Source organism: Treponema sp. UBA785 (assembly GCF_002297065.1).
Lineage (GTDB): Bacteria > Spirochaetota > Spirochaetia > Treponematales > Treponemataceae > Treponema_D.
The window spans coordinates 1-22,755 of sequence record NZ_DBJD01000012.1 but is presented as its reverse complement, the minus strand read 5'-3'; the positions used below and the strand labels follow the sequence as shown (position 1 = coordinate 22,755).

The 22,755-nt window shown below is 39.1% G+C and carries 20 protein-coding genes; 17 read left to right on the top strand and 3 right to left on the bottom strand.

Annotation, left to right across the window (positions count from 1 at the left end):
* The coding region (locus tag B2X33_RS00935) for a tRNA-dihydrouridine synthase (RefSeq protein WP_296666849.1) at positions 1-665 on the top strand (665 nt) is incomplete at its 5' end.
* 166 nt (positions 666-831) lie between these two features.
* Positions 832-1,719 carry a 1-acyl-sn-glycerol-3-phosphate acyltransferase gene (locus tag B2X33_RS00930; protein ID WP_296016539.1) on the top strand — a complete coding sequence of 296 codons (888 nt, stop codon included), beginning with the start codon at positions 832-834 and terminating at the stop codon, positions 1,717-1,719.
* Between the two features lie 66 nt (positions 1,720-1,785).
* Here the strand turns inward: B2X33_RS00930 and B2X33_RS00925 are convergent, their stop codons facing one another.
* From B2X33_RS00925 to B2X33_RS00915, 3 genes are all read right to left on the bottom strand, one after another.
* Positions 1,786-3,780 carry a M3 family oligoendopeptidase gene (locus tag B2X33_RS00925; RefSeq protein ID WP_296666844.1) on the bottom strand — a complete coding sequence of 665 codons (1,995 nt, stop codon included), beginning with the start codon at positions 3,778-3,780 and terminating at the stop codon, positions 1,786-1,788.
* 39 nt (positions 3,781-3,819) lie between these two features.
* Positions 3,820-4,671, bottom strand: a complete 852-nt coding sequence (locus B2X33_RS00920) for an undecaprenyl-diphosphate phosphatase (protein WP_296666842.1) — start codon at positions 4,669-4,671, stop codon at positions 3,820-3,822.
* A 206-nt stretch (positions 4,672-4,877) separates the two neighbouring features.
* On the bottom strand, positions 4,878-5,741 hold the full coding sequence (locus tag B2X33_RS00915) for an alpha/beta hydrolase (RefSeq protein WP_296666840.1): 864 nt from the start codon (positions 5,739-5,741) through the stop codon (positions 4,878-4,880).
* Positions 5,742-6,015: 274 nt separating this feature from the next.
* On the opposite strand from B2X33_RS00915, the gene B2X33_RS00910 reads away from it, so the two are divergent.
* The 15 genes from B2X33_RS00910 to B2X33_RS00840 all read left to right on the top strand — a co-directional run.
* The gene (locus B2X33_RS00910; RefSeq protein ID WP_296666837.1) at positions 6,016-6,729 is read left to right on the top strand and encodes a 5'-methylthioadenosine/adenosylhomocysteine nucleosidase; all 714 of its coding nucleotides are present in this window, start codon (positions 6,016-6,018) and stop codon (positions 6,727-6,729) included.
* A gap of 49 nt (positions 6,730-6,778) precedes the next feature.
* Positions 6,779-7,261, top strand: a complete 483-nt coding sequence (locus tag B2X33_RS00905) for an S-ribosylhomocysteine lyase (protein WP_296016558.1) — start codon at positions 6,779-6,781, stop codon at positions 7,259-7,261.
* A gap of 26 nt (positions 7,262-7,287) precedes the next feature.
* A complete protein-coding gene (locus B2X33_RS00900; protein WP_296666834.1) occupies positions 7,288-8,901 on the top strand; it encodes a DUF1538 domain-containing protein in 1,614 nt (537 codons plus the stop codon).
* The gene (locus B2X33_RS00895; RefSeq protein ID WP_296016571.1) at positions 8,898-9,566 is read left to right on the top strand and encodes a P-II family nitrogen regulator; all 669 of its coding nucleotides are present in this window, start codon (positions 8,898-8,900) and stop codon (positions 9,564-9,566) included. Before B2X33_RS00900 ends, B2X33_RS00895 begins: the two co-directional genes overlap by 4 nt.
* Before the next feature lie 11 nt (positions 9,567-9,577).
* Positions 9,578-10,681 (top strand): GGDEF domain-containing protein, encoded by a 1,104-nt coding sequence (locus tag B2X33_RS00890; RefSeq protein ID WP_296016577.1) that lies wholly within the window; start codon positions 9,578-9,580, stop codon positions 10,679-10,681.
* Positions 10,682-10,694: 13 nt separating this feature from the next.
* Positions 10,695-11,738, top strand: a complete 1,044-nt coding sequence (locus B2X33_RS00885) for a biotin--[acetyl-CoA-carboxylase] ligase (protein WP_296666831.1) — start codon at positions 10,695-10,697, stop codon at positions 11,736-11,738.
* 88 nt (positions 11,739-11,826) lie between these two features.
* Complete coding sequence (locus tag B2X33_RS00880) at positions 11,827-13,515, top strand: DUF8510 domain-containing protein (RefSeq protein ID WP_296666829.1); 1,689 nt, start codon at positions 11,827-11,829, stop codon at positions 13,513-13,515.
* Positions 13,516-13,725: 210 nt separating this feature from the next.
* Positions 13,726-15,777, top strand: a complete 2,052-nt coding sequence (locus B2X33_RS00875) for a GGDEF domain-containing phosphodiesterase (RefSeq protein WP_296666823.1) — start codon at positions 13,726-13,728, stop codon at positions 15,775-15,777.
* A gap of 129 nt (positions 15,778-15,906) precedes the next feature.
* Entirely contained in the window at positions 15,907-16,932 is a 1,026-nt protein-coding gene (pta, locus tag B2X33_RS00870) for a phosphate acetyltransferase (protein WP_296666821.1), read from the top strand.
* Positions 16,933-17,098: 166 nt separating this feature from the next.
* The gene (locus B2X33_RS00865) at positions 17,099-17,851 is read left to right on the top strand and encodes a hypothetical protein (RefSeq protein ID WP_296016603.1); all 753 of its coding nucleotides are present in this window, start codon (positions 17,099-17,101) and stop codon (positions 17,849-17,851) included.
* A 150-nt stretch (positions 17,852-18,001) separates the two neighbouring features.
* Positions 18,002-18,745: a hypothetical protein gene (locus B2X33_RS00860; protein ID WP_296666818.1), complete on the top strand. Its 744-nt coding sequence runs from the start codon at positions 18,002-18,004 to the stop codon at positions 18,743-18,745.
* Between the two features lie 366 nt (positions 18,746-19,111).
* Entirely contained in the window at positions 19,112-20,413 is a 1,302-nt protein-coding gene (hisIE, locus tag B2X33_RS00855) for a bifunctional phosphoribosyl-AMP cyclohydrolase/phosphoribosyl-ATP diphosphatase HisIE (protein ID WP_296016615.1), read from the top strand.
* Between the two features lie 119 nt (positions 20,414-20,532).
* Positions 20,533-21,222, top strand: coding sequence for an amino acid ABC transporter permease (locus B2X33_RS00850; protein WP_296666815.1), 690 nt, complete (start codon positions 20,533-20,535; stop codon positions 21,220-21,222).
* A gap of 4 nt (positions 21,223-21,226) precedes the next feature.
* Positions 21,227-21,970, top strand: a complete 744-nt coding sequence (locus B2X33_RS00845) for an amino acid ABC transporter ATP-binding protein (protein WP_296666812.1) — start codon at positions 21,227-21,229, stop codon at positions 21,968-21,970.
* A gap of 51 nt (positions 21,971-22,021) precedes the next feature.
* Positions 22,022-22,755 (top strand): transporter substrate-binding domain-containing protein (locus B2X33_RS00840; RefSeq protein WP_296666811.1); only part of this gene is annotated, 734 nt, incomplete at its 3' end.

Here is a 22,755-nt window from a genome sequence, read left to right as displayed (position 1 = left end):
TAATGCAGAAATTTAGGGCAAAGACAATTGTCAATTTGAGCGGAAAAAGTCCTGAAACCTATGTTGAAGGGGCAAAATTGCTGGATAAAACAGACGCTCCAATGATTGAGTTGAATATCAGTTGTCCGAACGTAAAAGCCGGCGGCATGGCGTTTGGAATGGAACCAAAAGCCGCGGCATCTGTCGTAGAAGCTGTCCGCAAAGCAACAAAAAAGCCGCTTATGGTAAAACTCAGTCCGAATGCGCCTGATTTGATTGGAGTTGCAATGGCCGTAAAAAATGCAGGCGCCGACGCAATCAGCCTTGTAAACACTTTTCAGGCAACGGCAATAAACATTGAGACCGGCCGTCCTTATTTTGAAAATATCCGTGCTGGTTTTTCGGGGCCTGCTGTAAAACCAATTGCCCTTCGCATGGTTTATGATTTATGTCTTGCAATGAATAAACTTCCGGAAAACGAAAGAATTCCTGTAGTTGGACTTGGCGGAATTTCGTGCTGGCAAGATGCAGTTGAATTTATCATGGCAGGAGCTAGCGCTGTAGAAGTTGGAACTGCAACTTTTGGAAATCCGCTTGCAATGACAGAAATCTTAAAAGGAATCAGGAATTTTATGGCAAAAAAAGGTTATAAAACGCTTGATGATTTTAGAGGTTGCGCGCTTTAGTTTTGGCAAGTATTTTTAGAATGCTGGCTGTCCTTGCAAAAACTATACTTTAAAACTAGAATTAAAATGACATTTCTGAATTTTCAATTGTTCTGAAATGTCAAAAATACTTAAAAAAGGCAAAGATGCCGGTTTTGGCGAGCCTGTACTTTATTGAGAGGAAAAAATGGCTTCGATTCGTGAACGCTATGGAGATAAGTTTAAGGAACTTGCAAATTTTTCGCATGCTGCCGCAAAAATTGATACGACAAATGTTTATCAAAAGGCAAATCCTAACACAAAAAAACTGATGGACAAGTTGATTTCGGACAATATGGCAGAAGGAAGCCGTCTTGAAGGTGTAGAAAACTTTAAGGCATTTTTGGCTGCAATTAAGTCTGGAAAAAGCGGGCTTATCTTGATGGAACATTATGCAAATACCGACTTGCCTGGTCTTATCTGGCTTCTTGAAAATTCTGACGATCCTGACTGCCGCGAGCTTGGTGGCAAAGTAGTTGCGATTGCAGGAATGAAACTCAACGAAGCAGATCCTATGGTTCGTGCCTTTGCTGAAAGCTTTACACGGGTTGTAATTTATCCGACACGTTCGCTTGATTCAGCTACAAAAACTGCTGCCTCTCAGGAAGAAATCGAAGCAGAAACAAAAAAGGCCCGTGCAATCAATCTTGCCGCAATGCACGCAATGGACAAATGCAAGCGCAACGGAGAAGCGATTCTTGTTTTTCCTTCAGGAACTCGCTATCGCCCTGGAAAACCAGAAACAAAACGCGGCTTAAAAGAAATCGACAGTTATCTGAGAATGTTCGACGTTATGCTTTTGGTTTCTATCGACGGAATGATTTTAAAATTCAATCCAGACAACATGAACGATATGCTCGCCGATGAATGTGCTCCAGCGGTTTGCATTTACAAGGCAAGTCCTCTAATCGAATGCAAGCCTTTCCGTAAAGAATATCTTGCTTCTTTGCCGGAAGACTGTCCGGATCCAAAACAGGCTATGATTGACCACGTTATGGAATATCTGGAAAAACAGCACAACGAAATAAAAAAATAAGTATCGGTTAAAAAACGTAGGACTTCCAGACTTTTATAAAGCAATTTTTGCTTTGGAAGTTCTACGTTAATTTTTTTTATTTAGAATTTCGGCACGCTGTAAAAGTCCCATTTTTTTTGCAGGTTTTTCGGTTTTTGCCGGAATTTCAATTTTTTCTGCTGTATCAGCTTCATAAACGGTTTTTGGAGAACTTCCTGCTTTTACGGTTACGGCAGTTGATTTTCCTCTGCAAAGTTCAATAAATTCGCTGATTCTTGAAGAATAGAATTCAATTCCGGATTTCCAAAAATCTATGCTTGTAATATCAAATCCTGCTTTTTTGCACAATTCCTCGCAGTTCATGCTTCCTGTCAAACTTAAAATTTGTCTGTAAGTTTCTGCAAAGCTTTTTCCTTCTTTTAAATATCTTTGATAAAGCGCAACCGCAAAAAGCTGTCCAAACGCATACGGAAAGTTGTAAAAATCAAGGCCAGTCGAATAGTAATGGCTTTTTACCGCCCACATATATTCGTGGCGTTCGGAATTTAAGCCTTTTCCGTAAGATTTTTCCTGGGCTTCGCGCATAATTCTGCAAAAATCCTGAGCGTTTAATTCGCCTTTTGCGCGTTCTTCAAAAACATTTTTTTCAAAATAAAAGCGGCATAAAATATCGACAAGAACTTGGCTTACGTCCTGCAAATCGAGGTCTAAAAGCTGCAGCCGGTCTTTTTCGCCGCATTTTTTGAGCATATCTTGTTTTACGATTGTTTCTGCAAAGGTTGAAGCAGTTTCTGCAAGCGTCATTGGGTAACAGAAAAAATCAACGGACTTTCCTTTTAAGCAGGAAAAATGGTAAGCGTGGCCGATTTCGTGGGCAAGAGTTACAATGTCGCTAAAACTGCCTGTAAAATTTGTCATAATTCTGCTTTGGTGGCCAAGTGCAAAATCTTCATCGTATGCTCCGCCGACTTTTCCGGGGCGGACTTCTGCATCAATCCAGTTATTTTGGAAAACTGTTTTTGCAAAATTTCCCATATCTTCCGAAAAACTGCTGTAGCGTTCGATAACGTAATTTTCGGCTTCTTCAAAAGTCCAGGTTTTCGAAAGCAGGGAATTTGCATTTTTGCTTTGGTCTTGTTCAAAAACTTCCATTGGCGCAAAAAGGTCGTAAAAAGCCAGTCCTTTTTCTGCTTTGCCGTTTATGTATTTTGGCGTGCTTGCCGTAAGATTGTTTTTTCGTAAAAAATCCGCCTTTGCGTTAAAATATTTTCGCCATTCCGGAAGACTTTTTTCAATCGCCTTGATCAAGGCATTTAGCGTTTTTTTGTCCATTCGGCTCGAAAAAAGAGTGCGGTCAACTGGTTTTTTCCATTTTCGCTGCTTGTTGAGGGTTAAAGTTTCGCCTTTTAAATTGTTCAGACAGGCAGCCAAAGCGATTTCGTTTTGTTTTAAGAGCGAAAGTTCTTTTTCGTAGGAAGATTTTCTTAATTTTGAATCTGCCGAATAAGCATCGTTTCTAAGCTCGTTAAAGGTTTTTCCGTCTGTGTCTTTTAGATTTGAAATTATTTGCTCGTGCAGCCTGTCCCATGCATCTCCTCCGGTGCGTTGCAAGGAGCCGGCCAAATTTTCCTCTTTTGCGGACATTTTATGCTTTGACTCTGCAATTTCTTCTTCGATTAAAAAACGCTGCTCGCAATATTCTGGAAACCGTTCAAAAAATTCATCGAGTTTTTTAGAATTTTTTACGAGAATTGTCTTAAAATCAATATCGATTTTTTTTAGGCGTAGAGCGAGCTCATCAATTAAAGAAATATTGTTTAAAAAAACGGTGTTTGTTGTGTCAACTGAATAAATTATGTAAGCATAGGCTCCAAGGCTTTGAGAGAGTTCGAGAACTTCTTTTTTTGCGTCAAGAAAGCCCTTTAGCCAAAAGCAAAAATTAAACCGGCTGGAAGTTTTTATAAGATTTTCGAGTTTTTCCATGCCGGTTTTGTAATTATCAAGAGCCGATTTATATTCGGGACTTTCGATAGAAGAAAAAATTGAATCTAAATTCCATCTAGGCGCGTTTAATTTATTCATAGAATGAGTTTAACACAAATTCATTCTATTTTAAAAGATTTAAAAGAAAATCAAGCCAGCAATTCCAAGAGGAATCAAATAAGCTGCAAACCATTCAAGCTTGCCTTTTTTTATCAATTTCATTAAAAAAGCGAGAGAAATGTAACCTGCCGCAAAAGCCGAAACAAATCCAAATATAACGGGCAAAAGTCCTACAGAAGAGCCAAGTTCACCTAAATCCTTTGCTTCGAGCACAAATGCTCCTAAAATTGCAGGAATGCTTACGATAAAAGAAAATTCTCCTGCGCTTTGCCGGTCAATTCCTGCAAGCTGTGCTCCGGCAATTGTTGAACCTGAACGGCTGATTCCCGGCAAAGTTCCAATCCCCTGCATCAAACCGATAAAAAGCGACTGAAAAACGCCGATTCCCTTTTTTTCGCTGCTCAAAATTTCGGCGCTGCGGTTTTTTTTCTGCCAGAAACTGCTAAAAATCAAGAGTGCCGCTGTAACGAGAAAGCCTGCGCAGGTAAATTTAATTGGCATTTCTGGAATCAGTTTTGAACTTAAAATGCCCAAAATTCCTGTTATAAAAGTTGTGCAGATAATTGCAACAATTGTTTTTCGGCCGAGAATGTCGTTTCCAGAAAGCAAATCTTCCGGATCGTTGTCAGAATTTAGCGGCCGGCGCGCAATCCAGCGTCCAAAGCAGCATAAAAGTTTCCAGATTTTTGCACGGAAAAAAATAACAACGGCAAGCAAGGTCGCAAGGTGAAGAATTACATCGTACAAAAGAGGCACATCGTCCAGCTTAAAAAGAAATTGAGCTACGGCAAGGTGTCCGCTCGACGAAATAGGCAAAAATTCAGCAATTCCCTGTAAAATTCCAAGCAAAATCGACTGTAAAACTGACATTTTTTAGATCTCCAGATTTTTTGTTTTGGCAACTCTAAAAGAAAAAATTTCAGAGGCGTTTTTATTTTATAGAAAAAAAAGTTTTTTGTTTAGGTAATTTTAATTTTTATTTTAATCCGGGCGGCTTTTTACTCCGCTTTGCTGCGTAAAAACCGGGCTATTCGCCATTATCATTCTAAAAAAAATCGGGTAAATTCCCCGTTTTTTTAGAACGCCTTCGGCGTGGCTGCTATCCCTGCCGCAGACATTATAAAATTTACAAACATTTGTGGCCAAATTTGTGCAGGCGTGTTTTCTGCAAGCGCAAGTCCGTGTTCACCTTCCTTAAAAAGGTGATACTCAAATTCAATTCCGGCATCTTTCAGGCTTTTTGCAAAAACCAATGTGTTTTCTGCCGGAACTGCCTTGTCTGTGCGCGTGTGCCAGACAAAAGTTTTAGGAAAATCTTTGGAAATGTGTTTTTCGAGAGAAACGGCATCGCGGATCAGTTCTTCAGAATTTTTGTTTTCCGGATTTTGAGTGAATGTCTTTTTGCAAAGTTCAATGCGTTCATCTTCCGTTAAATTTTCGGTTAGACGCTGTATTGAGCCTTCGTGGCAAATTTTTTTGTCGGCAGAAATTACCGGATAGCAAAGGCATAGCGCGTCTGGCCGCGTCTGCTCTGGCAGCAAAGTTTTACCGTCGAGAGTAAGATTTTGCAAAAGGGGAGTATTCCAAAAGCAGCCAAGGCTTGCGCAAAGGTGTCCGCCCGCGCTGAATCCGCAGAGATAAATTTTTTGAGGATCGATATTCCATTCATCGGAATTTTTCTTAATAAAGGCAACAGCTCTTGCCAGGTCAAAAAGCGCTTCAGGAAATTTGAACGGTGCAAGCGTGTAGTAAAGCACTGCTGACGAAAATCCCAAAGAATTCCAAAAAAGAGCAATGGTTTCCTGTTCTTTTTTTCCAAAATGATTGTATCCGCCGCCAGGGACAACTAGAATAAAAGGATTTTTTTTCTGATTTTTTAAAATATAAGGAGCGATACAGGCTTTTGAAGGCGGACATAATTCAATTTTTTCATGATTCATAATAATATTATAAAAGGCGGTTTAAAAAGAAAAAAGGGCTACTGAAGGAGGAAAAAAGTAGCCCTTTGTAAATTGTTTTTTGTTATATTTCTTGCTGCTGATAATAAAATATAACTTTGCAGGATTTTATGCAATTGAGTTTTAAGAAAAATTGCTGAAAAATCGCTAAAATAACGCATTTTTTATGAAAAAGGTTGAAAACTTTACGGTTTTATTGAAAAATATCTGAAAGTTTTGCAGTTTTTACGGTAATTTGAAATTTATGGAGGCTAAAATGGAAAAAATTGGAATTATTGGTGCAATGCAAATTGAAATTGACTGGCTAAAAAATTTAATGTCAAAAGAAGGTTCGCCAAAAACTGTTTGTGCCGGCGGTCTTGATTTTGAAACTGGAAAAATTCATGGAAAAGAAGTTGTTGTCGTTCGTTCCGGAGTTGGAAAAGTAAACGCCGCATTGTGCGCTCAGAGGCTTGTTCTTCAATTCAACTGCACAAACGTAATCAATACGGGAATTGCCGGAGCCATGGCGGAAGGCCTTGGAGTTTTGGATTTTGTAGTTTCGAGCGATGCTGTTTATCACGATATGGATGCGACAGGATTTGGTTACAAAATAGGTCAAATTCCGCAAATGCCTGTTTATTCGTTCGAGGCAGACAAAAAAATGATTCTTGCTGCAAAAAAAGCATTTGAAAATTGCGAAGAATTAAAAGGCCATAAAATGATTGAAGGAAGAATTGCCACAGGCGACCAGTTTATTTCTGAAAAAGCTCTCAAGGCAAAAATTGCGGAAAATGTTTCTCCTGCGTGTGTTGAAATGGAAGGTTGTGCAATTGCTCAGGCTTGCTGGCTCAATAAAACGCCTTTTGTAATTATCCGGTGCATGAGCGATATGGCGGACGATTTAAGTTCAAATGGCTATGAATTTAATGAAGGGGTTGCCGCTCAATTGAGTGCTCAGGTAGTTGAAAAACTTATTGAAGCAATATAAAATCTCGCTATTAAAGAATTTTTTTTCCTTAATAAAGGCGCATTTTTAAATGGAATTAAAAAAATACAATGTAGACAGTTTTAATTTGGACCACAGAAAAGTGGTTGCCCCTTATGTCCGCGTCGCTGCAAAAAAACAGGGTGAAAAAGGCGACGTTGTGACAAAATTTGATGTGCGTGTTTGTCAGCCAAACAAAGAATTTATGAATACAGGCGCCTTGCATACAATGGAACATATCATTGCAGAATATTTGCGAGATGAAATTCCTGGTGTAATTGATTTTTCACCGATGGGCTGCCGCACAGGTTTTTATCTTACTGTCTGGGGCGATGTGGATGAAGAATACATTGCAAGCCATTTAATTCCTGTTTTTAAAAAAGTTATTGACTGGACTGGCGAAATTCCAGCCGCCAACGAAATTCAATGCGGAAACTACCGCGACATGGATTTGGAAGGCGCAAAAAAATTCGCAAAAAATTGGATTGAGGGAATCAGCAAAAAAGGTTGGACTGCTTTTCCTGACGGGCTGTAAAATTTTTCCGCTGGGGGTCTACTTAAGTGAATTTTTATCTAAAACTTAAAGAGACTATTTTTTCTGTAGCGCCAATTATGCTTTTGGTGCTTTTATTAGGTGTAACAATTGCACCTTTGGGTGGTCAGCTTTTGCTTCAGTTTATGCTGGGCGGAGTTATGGTCATTATTGGACTCGCCATTTTTCTTTTGGGCGTTGATATTGGGATTATTCCCGTCGGCGAGCGTAGTGGAGCAGCCCTTACTTCAAAACGGAATTTACCGCTTCTTTTAATTGCCGCATTTTTTATCGGTTTTATTGTAACGATTGCAGAGCCTGATATTCAGGTTTTGGCAGATCAAGTTCGTAAAATTGAATCTTCTGTTTCAAAATGGGGACTGATTATTGCAATTGCAGCAGGTGTTGGTCTTTTTGTTGCATTGGGAATTCTGCGCGTAATTCTTTCAATTCCTCTCAGATTGATTTTGATAATTTCTTATATAGCAGTTTTTGCTCTTGCAAGTTTTGCGCCTCAGGCTTTGCAGGGAGTTGCTTTTGACTCTGGCGGCGCAACAACTGGCCCCATGACAGTTCCGTTTATTTTGGCGCTTGGCGTCGGAGTTGCTGCTGTCCGTAGAAAAACTCTTCAAAATTCTGAAAAAAATTCCATGGACAACGACGGAAGCTTTGGTCTTACGGGAATTGCATCTGTCGGTCCAGTTTTGGCGGTTATTATTTTTGCAATTGCAATTTCTAAAATAAATGGAGTAATTGGAGTTTCTGAAAGCGTTGATTCTGGTTCTGAAGAAGAAATTGCTGTCGGACTTTCTGTTGTTTTTGCGCATATTCCGGCAATTGCAAAAGAAGTTGTTTCTGCGCTGGCTCCTTTGGTTGCAATGGCCGTATTTTTTCAGATTACGCTTATAAAAATGCCGCCGATGCAAGTTGTCCGCATGATTCGCGGTTTTGTTCTGAGTTTTATTGGTCTGGTGATTTTTTTAGGCGGTGCCCAGGGCGGTTTTATGCCTGTCGGTCAGGAACTTGGTGTTTTGCTTGGAAAACTTGCTGCAAATTCGGGCGATGTTTTGATTTCAAGCACAAGCAACGGAATAACTAAAACTCTCTTTGTAATTCCTAAGATTGTCGGTCCAATTGCCGTTATTTTGATCGGCTGTATTTTTGGAGCAGTTGTTGTTTGCGCTGAGCCTGCGGTTTGGGTTTTGACAGATCAGGTTGAAGAAATTTCTGGCGGAATGATTAGAAGAAAAGTAATTCTCGCTGCGTTGAGCGCCGGAGTCGCAATTTCAATCGGAATTTCAATGGCGAGAGTTTTGTATGGTTTTAGTCTTTGGTTTATTCTTCTTCCTGGCTATGTGATTGCGCTTGCGCTTTCTTTCTGGTGTCCAAAACTTTTTACAGGAATTGCTTTTGATTCTGGTGGAGTTGCAAGCGGACCTATGACAAGCACATTTATTCTTTCTCTTACGATTGGTGTAGGCCATGCAGTAAATGCAGGTTCTGCAGGCGAAGCATTTGGTGTGATTGCTCTTGTTGCGATGACTCCGCTTATTGCAATTCAAATTCTTGGAATTGTATTTAAGGTAAAAACAAATTCCCACAAAAAAATGGAACAAACTGAACTTCTGGAGGAAAAAGCATGAATTCATTTAAATTATTTTTCAGCGTAGTTCCTCACGGAAAAGGAGAAAAACTTACTCGCGCTGCAATGGAAAGCGGTTGCCGTGGCGGAACTGTTTTGATGGGGCGCGGGCTTGCAAAAACGAATCTTGCGGCAATTCTCGGCCTTGGCGAAAATTCAAAAGACGTAATAATGATGGTTGTTGAAAAATCGGCCTGCGAGTCTGTAAAAAATGCGATTCAAACAGCAACTTCAAAAGAAAAAAGACATTTTGGCGAACTTTTTAGTGTTGGAGTTGATTCGCTTTTAAAAGGCGGAAATATCATTGAAAATTCAGATGCCGCTAATAAAAACATGGAGGAAGACATTATGAGCACACAAAATGAAATGATTACAGTAATTGTAAATAAAGGTTATGCCGACGATGTAATGGCTGCCGCCAGACAGGCAGGTGCAGGCGGTGGAACAGTAATAAATGCGCGTGGAACTGCAAAAGAAACAGACGAGCGGTTTTTTGGAATGCACATTGTTTCTGAAAAGGAAATGCTTGTGATGGTTGTTCCGAGCGACAAAAAACAGCCGGTAATTTCTGCAATCCGTGAGCTAAAATGTTTGAAAGATCCGGGAATGGGAATCGCATATTCCGGGAAAGTAGAAGATTTTGCACTTTTAGGAAAAGCGAAATAAAATTAGCATTGATGAAGAATCTTTATAGACAGGTAAAGACGCTCATATTAAGGAACCAGGTTTCTGACTTCGAGTACGATTGTGTTAAGACTGAGACTTGTCAGACAAACCTTTTGATGCTTGAAGTTTGTTCCCTTGTTGGTTGCGTTCTTTTTTTTGTTTTAGGAATTATCGGACTTTTTTTTGATTCGTATCCAGACTTAAGGACAATTGGCTATTTTGCGGTTTTTGTCGTAATGCTGTTTATTTTTATTTCATCAATAAAGATTTCGCAGGAAAAATTGAAGCTTGCAGTGCCGCTTCTTTATGTTTTTATATGGACTTTAAGCATTTTTACTGGATTTCGAGGAATTTACGGAAATACTGGTAATTATTCAGTTATGTTCGTCGTTTTGGAATTTGCAATTCCTGTTATTTTTATTGATAGAGTTTCAAGAATGTTTAGAAACACTGGCTTGCTTGTGCTTTTAAACACGATTTGTACGATTTTTTTTAAAGACGTAAAAATTGCCCGAATTGACATTTTTTACATGTGGCTTTTTTACGGATTGAGTTTTATTCCGTGTTTTTATCTGACAAAAATCCGTGTCCGTGAATTTTTTTTAAGGCAAATTATTGAAAATCAACGCGATACTGATGAATTGACCGGACTTTTAAACAAGGCGGCATTTATTCGTTCTGCAAAAAAATATCTGAATTCAACAAATACCGGAATTTTGATAATGCTTGATTTGGATTATTTTAAGCAGATAAACGACACTTATGGACATTTTGTTGGCGACAAAGTTCTAAAAAAAGTTGCAGGCTGCATTCAAAAAGTGTTCCGATCTTCCGATTTAATGGGACGTTTTGGGGGCGATGAATTCTTGATTTTTATGATTGGCGCAAATCAAAAAAATATTGCAAGAATGCGTTGCGAACAGCTTTTGGAATTGCTGAATAAGACGCCTATTTTGACGGACGAGCCTGAAAATTCTGGATTTATACGTTCGAGCATAGGTTTTGCTGTTTTTGAAGAGACAGATTTTGATACACTCTTTAAAAATGCGGACACCGCCTTGTACAAAGCCAAAAATTCTGGAAAAAACAAAGTCTGCTGTTTTGAAAATAATTAAAACTTGTAAGAAAATGAGCACAAAAGAAAAAATCATTTCAATTTTAAATTCGGATTCGTTAAAAAACGATTTTATTTCTGGCGAAGAGCTTGCATCTTGCTGTCAGGTAAGCCGTGCGGCTGTTCACAAGGCAATTTCCGCTTTGCGTGAACAGGGATTTTTAATCGAAGCTGTTACAAATAAAGGTTACAAACTGGAAGGTGTTCCAGACAAGATTGATTCAGATTTTATCGAAAAAGAAATTTTAAAATGTGGCGAAAAATGCGAAGTTCTTGCTTTTGACGAAATTGATTCGACAAATTTGGAGGCAAAAAGACAAACTGCCGACAAAGAACTTAACCGCGTGCTTTTTGTTGCCGGAAGACAGACGGCAGGACGCGGAAGAATGGGCCGGACTTTTGTTTCGCCCGCAAATTCTGGAATTTATTTTTCGCTTGTTTATAAACCTGTTGCAGGCATAAAAAATCCTGCTTTTTTGACGGCGGCTGCGGCAGTTGCTGTAAGCAGAGCAATAAAATCTCTTTATGGAGAAGATTGCAAAATAAAGTGGGTGAATGACGTTTTCTTGAATGGCAAAAAAATCTGCGGAATTTTAACTGAAGGCGTTACGAATTTTGAAACCGGCACAATCGATGTTGCCATTGTCGGAATCGGAATAAATGTGAGGAACGGCGGTTTTGATGGAGAGCTTTCAAAAGTTGCAGGCAGCGTTGAAGAGATTATTGCCGGAGAAGGTAAAATCGTTCCAAAAGTAAGCCGAAATCAGATTGTTTCGGAAGTGGTTTCTAATCTTTTAAAAATTTATGATTTTTATTTTGCAGACGACAAGCAGGAAATCAAAAAAACTATGGACGAATACAGAAAACGTTCTCTTTTGACCGGGCTTGAAGTTTATGTTAATCCAATTGCGGGGCTTGAAGGAAAAATCTACAAAGCTAAAGTTCTTGATGTAACGGACGAAGCGGAGCTTTTGGTTTTGACGGAAGATGGAATTCAAAAAAAATTGTATTCTGGAGAAGTGAGTCTAAAAAGTTCAAATTTTGCTAATCAAAACTGAAAATTTATTTTAATGGTTCTTGATATTTTTATAATGCTTTTTAAATAACTTGTGATATAATTAAAAGATATTTGGAGTATTTTTTAGAATGAGTGACCAAGAACTTGACCCGACGATTGCAGCTCTCCTTGCAGAAACCCAGGAATCCTCCGGCCCAACTTTGAGCAATGTTTCAAACAAATTGACAGAAACAGTGCCTTTTAGTGCGGCGAGTTTTAATGCAAACGAGGAAGCGCCTGCCGAAAAGCAAAAACAAGCCAATAAAGTTGATTTAAGCGTTACAAAATTCAGTCCGATTGAAAAATTCTTTGAAGATAAGCCAAAGCCTTATTTTGACGATCCGGCATACTACAAGACTTGTCTTACAGGCGAAGGCCAGCCGGCTCAAAGAGTTCATCAGGTACTTTCAAAATACTTAACATGCACAGATCCAAAAGACAGAACAGTTTACCGACAGCAAATGGTAATGGCTTATTGGGAACTTATTCATAATATGGCGCCAAAAATGGCAGATTTAACCTTGCCAAAAGTAAAAAGAATGATGATGCGTTTTGGCGTTGTTTTGCCGTCTCTTTTTACTCCAGAACAAAAAGAGCTCTTTTCTAAAGTGATTTTAGACAATACGACTGGCGAGCCTGTTTACTACATGGACGAATGGTTTAAAGAAATTGCAAGCGGACGGCTTACACTTTCTGCAACTGATGAGGTTCGTATAAAAAAATCAGCTAATGACGGTGGTTCTGCAGAACAGCAGCATCTTATGCAGTTAAAAAGCAAGAACGACGGAAAATTGCAGAGTTCAGAAAGTTTTGTGAATGCAAAAGAAAGCGAACGCCAGATGATGGAAAATGAGCTTTTAAATCGCATCCACGCTCTTTGCGAACATTCGACTATGATTGGACTTGAGCCGCACCGTATGCCGTATACTGACATGCAAAAAAAGCTTTTTGCAGAAATACAGGAAAGGCTTCGCGCTTTGCAAAAAAACGACAAGGAGCTTGCAGGTTATTTAAAAGAACTTGAAGAAGCAAAGTCTGTAAGCGGCTCTCTTGAAGCAAAAATTGCGAACGGTCCTGTGAATGTTGAGGTAAACAAAGGCGATATTGATACTGAATTTAATACTGTCCGTCAGATGGCAAAAATGACAGTCGGCCGTCAGGGAAATCAGTTTCCGGTTTTTACGAGGGAATTTTATCACAGTACGCCACAGGGAACAGGTTTTAGAGAAAATGTTTTAAACGTAATGTCTTGGATTGAGGAAATGGATCCGGGAGCATTTTGCCGAATTCACAAGAACGCTGCGCATAGAATTGTTCCTTATGTTTTGCTTGTTCCGACTTATGGTGATTTTGGATTTTGCTGGGAACCTTTTGACCGTTACAATAGAATTACGAGCCGTGGGCGAATTGTAATTCCAATGTATCCAAGAGATTTAAAAATCAGCGTTTTGATGGCAGTTGCCGATTTGCGTTGGCAGGTTGCAAAGGAAAAAGCATCTTATTATTGGATGGAAGAAGGACTTACCGGACAATATTATCAATATATTGAGAATCAGAAATTAAAAGGTGATTTAAAGACATATTTTATTTCGGATTATGTGCTTTGGCTTACGAAAGAAGTAAATGGCGTGCAGAGAATGGACAAAGAACTGCGTGCGATTTTCTGGCGTTTTGTGCCGTTTAATCAGCAGAAAAAAGAGGAGCTGAAAAAACGGTCGGTTGTATATCAGGAACTTTACCAAAGGGATATTAACCGCAGCATGAGCGATGGATATTGATTTGTGGAATGCGGCAGGGGCTGGAGTGGACGCATAGCGTGTGCGTAGCACCGGAGGCGCGTTAGACGCCGTAGCCACGCAAGACCCGACGGCAACAAGTTGCCGGGCCGCCCATATAAGAATTTAAAAATATTTTTTTGGAATGTACGTTCTTATAAGCGGGATGTGCTTTTTTTACTTGTTGCAACTGTATCAGTTTTAAGGAGCTTTATGAAGACAAAGGATTTAGAAACTTTTGTTTTTAACGGGAAGAATTACAGCCTGCTTTCCCGGACTTTTCAGGATGCATTTTTTTCTCTTGGACTTTTGACGTTCAGATATTATCCTGAAGAAAAAACAATGATTATTTCTGACAAGTTTGCTGAAACTTACCAAGTAGCAAAAGTTTATCCAAATATGCCATATAGTTTTGCTGGCGCTGTTATTGCGGAAGAAGAGCGCCAAAGTTTTTATGAACTTATAGAAAAACTTGAAAAAGGTGAAAAAAAAGTTTCTAACACTTTTGAATCTGTTAGCGGCGATTGTTTTAGAGTTACGATTGTTCCGTGCGAATGGAATAATGAAAGAAAACCGATTGTTGCACTTGGCTTTGTAGAAAATATTGAAAAACAAAACCGTTCTGAAAAACTTTTTATGGCGCTTGCCAAAGATTACGGCAGTATTTATTACATTGATGTTGAAAAAGGAGTTTTGTTTCCTTACAGAATAAGCGATGATATTAAGCGGGAATATGGAGAAGCAATTCGCGAGAATTCAAATTATGAGCATTTGATAAATTGTTATATCGACAAAACTGTTATTGATGCTGAAAAAGATGAAATGCGGAAAATTTGCTCATATAAATTTATCGAAGAATGTTTTAAAGAAAAGGACATAATTCTTCATGATTATCGCGGAATTCGTGATGGAAAGACCATTTATTGCCGGTTAAAAATTGCGAAATTGCAAAATTCGGAAAAATTTTCTGATTTTATGATTGCTTTTTCTGACACGACAAAGGCAAAAATTTTTGAAGTTGAGCGTCTTGCGTATGTTGACCCGGTTACCGAAGGCAATAATTATAATTATTTTAAAAAGCAGCTGAGCGAAACTAACAAGCCCGGATATTTTGTTTCGATGGATATTCATCAATTCAAGATTGTAAACCAAATTTGCGGAGTAAAAGTTGGCGACAGGGTTTTGAAGGAAATTTGGAATACAATCGTTGAAAATTTAAAAGAACAGGATTTTGCAGCCCGCGTAAATGCCGACCATTTTGTCGTTTTTGCTCCGACTTCTCCTCGCGAGGAAATTGAATCAAAAGTTGGAAAAGTTACGTCTGACCTTTCTGAGCTTTCGAAAAAAATGCGATGGCCACGATTGCATCCGTATTTTGGAATTGCAAAGTGGGTTCCTGGACAAAATATTGAAGAAGTTTACAGTTACACAACTTTTGCAAAGCACAGTGTAAAAGACGAAAAAAATGTAAATTTTCAGTTTTATTCGGTTGAAGAGAGCGACAAAGTTATCGAACAGAAAAAAATGGAAGATAATTTTTATGATGCGATTTCCGGAAATTGTTTTGAAATATGGTATCAGCCAAAGGTAAGTCCGGTTTGTGGAAGAATTGTTGGCGCTGAAGCTCTTGTTCGCTGGCGACGAGAAGATGGAATGTTAGTTCCGCCAGGAATGTTTATTCCTGTTTTTGAAAGGGACGGTCTTATCCGCATTTTGGATGAATATATTTTTGACAGGGTTTGTCATTTTATAAAAGCAAGAACTGAGGCAAACTTGCCTGTTTTGCCGGTTTCTGTAAATCTTTCGCGGGCAAGTATTTGTTATGAGGGAATTGTTGAGCAGTACGACAAAATAGTTCAGGATGCAGGAATAAATCCAAAATATGTGCCGATTGAGATTACGGAAACTGCCGCAGTTAGCAATTCGGATATAAAAGAAATTTCAAATGAATTTTGCCGTCGCGGTTTTGTTTTGTGCATGGATGATTTTGGAACTGGATATTCTTCAATATCGCTTTTAAATTCTCTGCCTTTTGCAAATATAAAGCTTGATAAAAGTTTGATTGACACAATTGGCGAAGAGAAAGGCTTAAAATCAATAAAGCACATAATCGCGCTGTCAAAAGATTTGGGGATGACGATTACTGCCGAAGGCGTTGAGCACGAGTCTCAAAAAAATTCGCTTATGGATTTAAAATGCGATAATATTCAGGGATTTTTTTACAGTCCGCCGGTGCCGGAAAAAGAATTTGTAAACCTTCTGTAAAATAATGTTTTTAGGGTTTGTCAATGCCGGTTTTGCCAGTAAATATGTTTGTGTAATTTTTTGCAAAGTGATAAAGTGAATTGATTCATTTTATTGAACCGAAAATAATTTTTTATACGAGGAAAAATCATGGACTTTGTAAAAGATTTACGTGCAAAGGCAAAGGCTGCCGGAAAAACAATCGTTCTCTGCGAAGGTGAAGACAAACGTGTTGTTGAAGCTGCTTCAGTAATTGTAAAAGAAGGAATCGCAAAAATCATTCTTCTCGGAAATGCAGACGAAATTGCAAAATTTGGTTTTGATATGTCTGGTGTAAAAATCGTAGACCCAAAAACTGATTCAAATGCTGATAAATATGCAGAAGTTCTTTACAAGGCACGCGAAGGAAAAATCAATAAAAAGACTGGTCTTCCTGAATATGCGGATGTTGCCGCTGCAAAAGCTGCCGCTCTTAAAGATTACACAATGTACGGTGCTTTGATTTTGAAAGCAGGAGATGCTGACGGTTTTGTTTCTGGCGCATGCCATTCAACAGCAAATACTTTGCGTCCAGGACTTCAGGTTATCAAAACAGCTCCTGGAATTAAAACAGTTTCTTCTTGCTTTATCATGGTTGCTCCAGAAGGTTCAAATAAATATCTTCCAAGCGGAATTTCTGTATTTGGCGATTGCGCTATCAATATTGAACCGTCTGCTGAAGAATTGGCTGACATTGCCGTTGCAACAGCAGAAACTGCTAAAAAAATCGCAGGAATCGAACCAAAAGTTGCAATGCTTTCGTTCTCTACAAAAGGTTCAGGAAGCGATGCAAAGGGCTTGAACACAGTTGGAAAAGTTGTAGAAGCTACAAAACTTGCAAAAGCAAAAGCTCCGGAACTTGCTCTCGACGGCGAATTCCAGTTTGACGCTGCGATTGCTCCGGAAGTTGGCGAACTTAAGGCTCCAGGAAGCGCAGTTGCAGGACACGCAAACACTTTTATCTTCCCAAACATCAACGCAGGAAACATTGGCTACAAAATCGCTGCTCGCATGGGCGGCTGGAAAGCAATTGGACCTGTCTGCCAGGGATTTGCAACGCCTCTCAACGACTTGAGCCGCGGATGCAATGTTGACGAGATTGTTGACACAGTTGCAGTAACTGCTTTGCAGGCATAATAAAAGTCAAAAGCTCATCTCTGATTTTTTGAACGGACTGTCTAAAAAATAGTTTTTTGGGCAGTCCATTTTTTTTGTGTTTGTGGTAGACTTGCTGAGAATAAAAAGTAACTTTTTATTAAAAAAATTGTTTTTTTTGTAAAAGTTGCGTCTAAAAAGGAAAATTATGTCTTGCTTAAAAAAAATAACTGAAAAAGTGGCTCTTTTTACAGTTTTGCCGTTGTTGTTAGTTGGTTGTGCTTCTACGAAATATTCTTTGACAGAAAATGCTTCTCCGATTGCGATTCTTGGAGTTTGCGGAAATACTCACGTTCCTTATTATTCTTCTGAAGTTCGTGATGATGAATATGGCGAAGAAGACGGGCTTTTATCGAATGCTATAAATAGTTTTTTTGGGAAAAATAATCCTGAAATTCAAACCGCCGCTGACCGTGTTGATTATGCAGAAGATGCTTTCAGACGGATTTTGCCAGAAGTTGCCGGTGTTGAGGTTGTCCCAAAAGAAGTCGTAATGAATTCTCCGACTTATGCTGACATTGGAAAAAACAGCTTGCTTTCGTACATAGATGTAAAAATTCGTGGCGAGGGCTACAAATTTATGGACGATATTGGTTCAAAAAAAGCGAGGTTGATTTCGAGGGAAACTGGCGCAAAAAGCCTTGTTTTTCTGTCTTTTACGTTTAAAAAATATATAAAAGATGATGGAGATAATCTTAACGCAAATCTTGGCGCAATGGGAATTATGAATGTTCTTATGTACAATGAGGATGGAAAAAAAGTGCTTGAAGATGAATTTACTGTAATTTCGCCGGAATCTGTTGAAATGCGGATGACAAAATATGACAAAGATGAAATGGTTGAACTGTTTCCGTCTGTAATTGACCAACTTATAAATAAATTTATAGTAAAATATCTGTAAAACAAAAATTAAAAGAGTGTAAGATAAAAACAGCCGAAAATGGCGTCTGATTTTATCTTTACAAGTTTGCGTTGCAGACTTCGGAACAGCTTAAAAAGTCAGTCCTAAAACTGAAGTTTTACCCTTGACTTTTTATTAAAGAGAAAAAGAATGAAAAAAAAATTAGGTTTAAAAAGAATTGGTTTTTTGATGGGATGTTTGGTTTTTGCAGCGGCATTTTCTGGTTGTGCTTCTGCTAAAATTGAAAAACAAAGCATTTCTCCGCTTGCAATAATCACTGTGGCAGGAAACAGTTCTTTGCCGTGGTATGTTATAAAAGAAGGAGAAGAGCCGAAGGCAACGAAAGGACTTTTGCAAAATGCGATAAATTCTAAATTTTTTGATGACGATCCGGAAGTTGTCTCAAGTTTTAACCGGCTTGATTATGCAGAAGATGCTCTGCGCAGAATTTTCGGAGAAATTTGCGAAATTGATTTTGTTGGAAAAGAAGATGTTGTTTTTTCAAAAAAATACAAATCAATGTCGGAAGGACTTTTGTCCATAATGAATACGACAATTACTGCGACTGATTACAAAGATTTGCGCAATCCTGGAAAGTATGACTTAAAAAAACTATGTGAATCTGTCGGCGCAAAAGGCGGAGTTGTTATTGAATTTGAATTTTTCAAAAAAACAGCCTCAGGAACGATGGTAAACGGAACTGTTTGTCCTTTTGTTAAGATGAAGACAAAGATTTTTGACCAGTCTGGAAAAGAAATAAAATATAAAACTTATACGGTTCAGGGAACTGAAACTTTAAAAGTTGCCGGCAGAAAATATGATGCCGATGCTCTTGTTGAAATGTATCCTGCTGTAATCGACCAGCTTTTGACTCAGTTTGCAATGGATTTGTAGCCCGGATGCTTGCATGCTGACGCATGCTGCGGCTTTTGCTTGCGCAAAACCCGTTTATTTTATGTGTGTGCTAAAGCACACGACCGGGCTTGCAGCCCGGATGCTTGCATGCTGACGCATGCTGCGGCTTTTGCTTGCGCAAAACCCGTTTATTTTACGTGTGTGCTAAAGCACACGACCGGGCTTGCAGCCCGGATTGGAGCCCCGAAGTTAAAGCACGGAAATTTTTTAATTTTCGTGCTTTAATGCAGCGAACAGCGGAAGGGCGGAAAGCCGGTTCGAGCGGAAATTGCGCTCCTAAATTTAAAAATACTGAAAATCTTTCTCAATTGTAAAACTGTTTTATTTTCGCTAGAATAAGGCATTATGGTAATTGCTTCTATCGACATGAAAGACGGGCACGTTGTCCAGTTAAAAAACGGCAAAGATTTGGTTCTTCAGCGTGATGATGCTGAGGCTTTGATTTCTGATTTTAATAAATATGGTGAAGTTGCTGTAATTGACCTTGACCAGGCTTTGCGTAATACCGATGAAAAAGGCAACACCAAAAATACTGAGCTTTTAAAGCAGATTTTAAGAAAAGGAAATGTTCGTGTTGGCGGCGGAATTCGTTCTGTTAAAAAAGCCCGCGAATTGATTAGCCTTGGCGCGGAAAAAGTTATTGTTGGTTCGGCTGCCTGGAATGCAGATGCTAAAGACGGCGAATCTTTTTTGAACGAAGAATTTTTGCAGGAGCTTTGCGACGCGATTGGAAAACAGCGCGTTATTATTTCGGTTGATGCGATTCACGGAAAAATTGCCGTAAAAGGCTGGACTGAAACGGTTGATATTCCTTTGGTGGAAGGCGCAAAGCAGGCCGAAAAATTTTGCTCTGAGCTTTTATTTACCTGTGTTGAAAAAGAAGGGTGCATGCAGGGGACTGACATGGAGGCTTGCCGTGCCTTGAGGAATGCTGTGAAGTGCCGTCTTGTTGTTGCTGGCGGAGTTAATAATCTTGAACAGATTGTTGAGCTTGAAAAAATCGGTTGCGATGTTCAGCTCGGAATGGCTCTTTATACAGGTGCTGTAAATCTAAAAGATGCTTTTGTAAACTGCCTGAATTATGAAAAGACCGATGGACTTATTCCGGTGATTGCCCAGAGTCCGGCTGGCGAAGTTTTGATGCTCGGTTATGCAAATAAAGAAGCGTTTGAAAAATCTTTTGATACTGGAAGACTTACTTTCTTTAGCCGTACAAAAAATAGGCTTTGGACTAAAGGCGAAGAAAGCCATCATTACCTTGATTTGATAAAAATGCGTGCCGATTGCGACCGCGACACTGTTCTTGCAACGGTTTTTCCAAACGGCGGAGTTTGCCACACTGGTTCTTACACTTGTTTTAACAGCGAGCCTGACGCAAAATCAAATCTTGAACGTCTTTATGCGACAATTGCAGAGCGTTTTGCAAATCCTCGTCCAGGAAGCTACACTGCAACTCTCGACGCTAAGCGTGTGCGAGAAAAAGTAATGGAAGAAGCCGAAGAGCTGACAGACGAGGCAGAATCTCGCGAAGACGTTATTTGGGAAGCGGCCGACCTTGTTTATTTTATGAGCGTTTTGATGTACAAAGAGGGCGTTACTTGGCAGGATGTTTATGACGAACTCGACAGACGCCATAAGGAAAAATAAAAATTCGGCGAAAATTAAGCCATAAAAAAAGGTCATTGCGCCAGTCGAAATGACCTTTGGACTGTAAATTTTTTATTTTTTTGTCTTAATTGCCATTTTTTTAATTGGTTGGAGTGATTGTGAGCGAACATCTCTGGCACATTTTAACTGATTCTTTTTTTAAGATTTTAATTCCTGGTCTTGTTACGACAATTCCGCTTACTGCGATTTCGTTTTTTTTGGCGCTTGTGATTGGAATTCTTACAGCCTTAGTTCAATTTGCAAATATAAAAGTTTTAAAACAGATTGCCCGTTTTTATATTTGGGTTGTTCGTGGAACTCCGATTTTGGTTCAGCTTTATGTTGTTTTTTACGGATTGCCAAATCTTGGAATTATGATTGAGCCTTTTCCGGCGGCGGTTGCGGTTTTTGCGGTAAATGAAGGCGCTTACACGGCGGAAACAATGCGTTCCGCTTTTGAGTCGGTGCCGGCCGGACAACTTGAAGCCGGTTATTGCGTTGGACTGAGCTATTTTCAGACATTCTGGAGAATTTTGCTTCCTCAGGCTTTTAGAACTGCCTTTCCGCCGCTTTCAAATTCTTTGATTGCAATGGTCAAAGAAACTTCTCTTGCAGCAAACATTACGGTTACAGAAATGTTTATGGCGACTCAGAGAATTGTTGCCCGAACTTATGAGCCGCTCGCTCTTTACATTGAAGTTGCTCTCATCTATTTGATTTTTTCAACTGTTTTGACATGGGTTCAGCGGAAGGCTGAGAAAAAAATCAATTTTTTGTCAGAAAAAGCTTTTGACGGAGAAACGCAGTAAAAATATGACGGAAAAAATTCTTGAATTAAAAAATCTGCATAAGTCGTTCGGAAATTTAGAAGTTTTGAAGGGAATTGACCTGAGCGTAAACAAAGGCGATGTAATTTCGATAATCGGCTCTTCCGGTTCTGGAAAGACAACTTTGCTCCGTTGCCTTAATTTTCTCGAAAAAGCCGATGAAGGCGAACTGGTTTTTGACGGCCAGACTTACGACTTAAAAAAAATGCACAAAAAACAGATAAACGAAATTCGCAAAAAAACAGGATTTGTCTTTCAAAATTACAATTTGTTTAGAAACAAAAATGTCCTTCAAAATGTGACGGAAGGACTGATTGTTGCCCGAAAAATAAAAAAAGAACAGGCGGAAAAAAGCGCAGTTCAAATGCTCAAAAAAGTCGGAATGGAAGACAGGGCAGAATATTTTCCGCACCAGCTTTCTGGCGGACAGCAGCAGCGTGTGGCAATTGCCAGGGCTTTGGCGACCAATCCAAAAATTATTTATTTTGACGAGCCAACGAGCGCGCTTGACCCGGAATTGACCGGCGAAGTTTTGCAGGTAATGAAAAATCTTGCAGAAGAAGGAATGACGATGATTGTTGTAACTCACGAAATGAATTTTGCAAAAAACGTGAGCACCCGTGTTGTTTTTATGGAAAAAGGCAAAATTCTTGAGGAAGCGGGTGCAAAAGAATTCTTTGAATCACCAAAAAATCAGCGTACAAGAGAGTTTATTGGAAAGTTTGAATAAAAAATACGTAAAAGAGTCAAAACAAAAATTGGCTTTTTATGGGAGAATTTTATGAAAAAAAAATTATTTATTTTTGCGGCGGCAGTTTTTTCGGCAGGAATTATGTCTTGCAAAAAAAGCGGGAGCGCCGACCTTTTAAGCCAGATTCAAAAAAAAGGCAAGATTACAATCGCAATGGAAGGAACCTGGGCGCCGTGGACTTACCATGACGAAAAAAATGAACTTGTCGGTTACGATGTCGAAGTCGGCAAAAAAATTGCCGAAAAATTGGGTGTAAAGGCAGAATTTGTCGAAGTTGACTGGGACGGAATTTTTGCGGGAATTGATTCAAAACGCTACGATTTGAGTTTGAACGGCGTAGAAGTAACACAGGAACGCGCCTTTAAATACGATTTTTCAGAACCGTACGCATATACACACACTGCTTTGATTGTAAAAAAAGACAACAATTCAATAAAAAAGTTTGAAGACCTAAAAGGCAAAACAACGACAAATTCGCTCGGCAGCACTTATGCAGAATTTGCCGAAAGCCTTGGCGCAAAAGTTGTTACAATCGACTCTTTTGAAGAAACATTGCAGCTTGTTGAACACGGACGGGCCGACGCAACCTTAAACGACAATGCGACATTTTTTTATTACCAAAAAATAAAGCCAGAAAATCCGTTCAAACTTGCAGCGCTGACAGAAAACGCAAGCAAAGTTGCAATTCCAATGCGCAAAGGCGAAGAAACAAAAACATTGCTCGAAGCCGTAAATAAAGCAATCGAAGAATTAAAACAAAGCGG

Coding starts and splice junctions, on each gene's coding strand:
- B2X33_RS00920 (WP_296666842.1), bottom strand. CDS start 4,671: ATGTCAGTTTTACAGTCGATTTTGCTTGGAATTTTACAGGGAATTGCT.
- B2X33_RS00885 (WP_296666831.1), top strand. CDS start 10,695: ATGAGCACAAAAGAAAAAATCATTTCAATTTTAAATTCGGATTCGTTA.
- B2X33_RS00925 (WP_296666844.1), bottom strand. CDS start 3,780: ATGAATAAATTAAACGCGCCTAGATGGAATTTAGATTCAATTTTTTCT.
- B2X33_RS00875 (WP_296666823.1), top strand. CDS start 13,726: ATGAAGACAAAGGATTTAGAAACTTTTGTTTTTAACGGGAAGAATTAC.
- B2X33_RS00845 (WP_296666812.1), top strand. CDS start 21,227: ATGACGGAAAAAATTCTTGAATTAAAAAATCTGCATAAGTCGTTCGGA.
- B2X33_RS00930 (WP_296016539.1), top strand. CDS start 832: ATGGCTTCGATTCGTGAACGCTATGGAGATAAGTTTAAGGAACTTGCA.
- pta (WP_296666821.1), top strand. CDS start 15,907: ATGGACTTTGTAAAAGATTTACGTGCAAAGGCAAAGGCTGCCGGAAAA.
- B2X33_RS00910 (WP_296666837.1), top strand. CDS start 6,016: ATGGAAAAAATTGGAATTATTGGTGCAATGCAAATTGAAATTGACTGG.
- B2X33_RS00880 (WP_296666829.1), top strand. CDS start 11,827: ATGAGTGACCAAGAACTTGACCCGACGATTGCAGCTCTCCTTGCAGAA.
- B2X33_RS00890 (WP_296016577.1), top strand. CDS start 9,578: ATGAAGAATCTTTATAGACAGGTAAAGACGCTCATATTAAGGAACCAG.
- B2X33_RS00915 (WP_296666840.1), bottom strand. CDS start 5,741: ATGAATCATGAAAAAATTGAATTATGTCCGCCTTCAAAAGCCTGTATC.
- B2X33_RS00860 (WP_296666818.1), top strand. CDS start 18,002: ATGAAAAAAAAATTAGGTTTAAAAAGAATTGGTTTTTTGATGGGATGT.
- B2X33_RS00895 (WP_296016571.1), top strand. CDS start 8,898: ATGAATTCATTTAAATTATTTTTCAGCGTAGTTCCTCACGGAAAAGGA.
- hisIE (WP_296016615.1), top strand. CDS start 19,112: ATGGTAATTGCTTCTATCGACATGAAAGACGGGCACGTTGTCCAGTTA.
- B2X33_RS00865 (WP_296016603.1), top strand. CDS start 17,099: ATGTCTTGCTTAAAAAAAATAACTGAAAAAGTGGCTCTTTTTACAGTT.
- B2X33_RS00905 (WP_296016558.1), top strand. CDS start 6,779: ATGGAATTAAAAAAATACAATGTAGACAGTTTTAATTTGGACCACAGA.